We start from the raw sequence: 1,721 nt of genomic DNA, 5'->3' as shown, positions 1-1,721 counted from the left end.
GGAGCCGGAGTAGGAGTAGCCGGAATACGAAACGCAGCAAAGAGTGGAAAACTAGCAGGGTTTATGGCAGATGAAGCAGGAAGCGTGTCGTATGAGGGTGGTAGAACATCAGGCAAAATAGATTATAAGAAAGTGTTTTTTAATGAAAATCCTGAATTAGAAGGTAAGGTAGTAGTTCACCATTCAGTTGAACAACAAGTATTAACTAAGCCACAAACAAAAGGTTTATTTACCTATGAAGAGATGCATGCACTAGAAAATTTGCGTGGAATACCTAAAGAAATTAATTCTGATATTCACTTATCGAAGATACGAAAAGAATGGAATAGATTTTATAAAGAAGTTCCAAATCCAACAAAACAACAACTGTTGGATAAAGCAGCAGAGATTGATTCTAAATTTGGACATTTGTTTAATCCACCACTAAATTAATAAAACGAGCAGGAGGTTGTATTTTATGAAGTACTACATGATTGAACCAGAAGTCGCAGGAGAAATTGGTGAGAACACTATATATGATAATTATGATGAGATTATTAATCAGAAAAAGAAACCCATAATATCTCATTTACATTATATTTTTGATGGATGGTTAGGAGATGAACTATTAGAAGTAACACCCTGTTTTTTGATTTCCGAGAGGTTAAAAAAAGAAATTGAGAATCATGGGTTCTCAGGATGTAGATTTGCAGATGTTGAAGTTTCATATAGCGATGAATTTTTAGAAATTTATCCTATTCGAAAAGTTCCCAAATTTTATAGAATGATACCATTGAAAACGGTATTTGTTGAAAATGATGGTTATATTAATCAAGATATGGATGATTTTATGTTGACTCAAAAATCATACTTGATTATTTCTGAAAATGTCAAAAATTTATTAAATAATATGAATTTTGCTGAGAATGCTGATTATATATTATTGGAAACGCGATAAATAAAATACAAATTTAGCTTCAAAAATGATAAATTGATTTATTAAATTTAATAGTAGAAACGGTGCATATACTTTGAAAAGCTTAGTATTTGTACCGCTTTCTAATATATAGTAACAATTAAGTTTTCATTTGATATAATTTATCATAACCATAGGCAGCTAGAATAGAATTTGCATAAAATTCAGTGGTATAGACAATTGCTTTTAGATTTTATGCTAATAGCTAAACAATGCCTATTTTAGGCAAAAATGAAGTATGGCATTAAAAATATTTATTAATTTAAACAAATATTTAATAATTTTCTCGTCGAATTTTAGAAAATTTAAAAACTACAGATTGTTTTCAGAATGACGAATATAGTCATAAGTTAACAAACAATGAAAAGGAAAATAGCAAGGCGGATGAAGTAACAACATATTCATATGATGGAAACAATAACCTTATATGTAAAACAAATGCACTGGGTAAAACTGAAAAATATGAATATGACCCGAATGGAAATCTCATAACGGTAAAAAATAACAGTGGAAAAGTCGTAACATCATACAGTTATGATGCCGTTAATAACTGTACTAAAAAAACAGTAAACGGAAAGACCACAACATATGAATATAATAAAAACGACTATCAGACAGCAATGTCAACGGCTAGTGGAACAATATCATATGTAAGGGATGAACTTGACAGAATAACAGAAACAGTTTATGAAAATGGAAAAACAGTAAAGTACAGTTATGACAATGACGGAAACAAGACAGGGATTACGTATACGGACGGCAAAAA

General features: G+C 30.2%; 2 protein-coding genes. Both read left to right on the top strand.

All coding sequences use genetic code 11. From position 1 onward, the window contains the following. The coding region (locus DWW96_RS14150) for a hypothetical protein (protein WP_199522711.1) at positions 1-432 on the top strand (432 nt) is incomplete at its 5' end. A gap of 25 nt (positions 433-457) precedes the next feature. Beyond that, complete coding sequence (locus DWW96_RS13685) at positions 458-937, top strand: hypothetical protein (RefSeq protein WP_117910812.1); 480 nt, start codon at positions 458-460, stop codon at positions 935-937. The last annotated feature ends 784 nt before the right edge of the window (positions 938-1,721 follow it).

The sequence above is a fragment of the Eubacterium sp. AF17-7 genome (assembly GCF_003461285.1).
GTDB classification, from domain to species: Bacteria; Bacillota; Clostridia; order Lachnospirales; family Lachnospiraceae; genus Eubacterium_U; species Eubacterium_U album.
This window is presented reverse-complemented; position numbering and strand designations above follow the sequence as displayed.

Excerpts from the sequence above, each read along its gene's own strand:
- DWW96_RS13685 (WP_117910812.1), top strand. The coding sequence starts at position 458 with ATGAAGTACTACATGATTGAACCAGAAGTCGCAGGAGAAATTGGTGAG.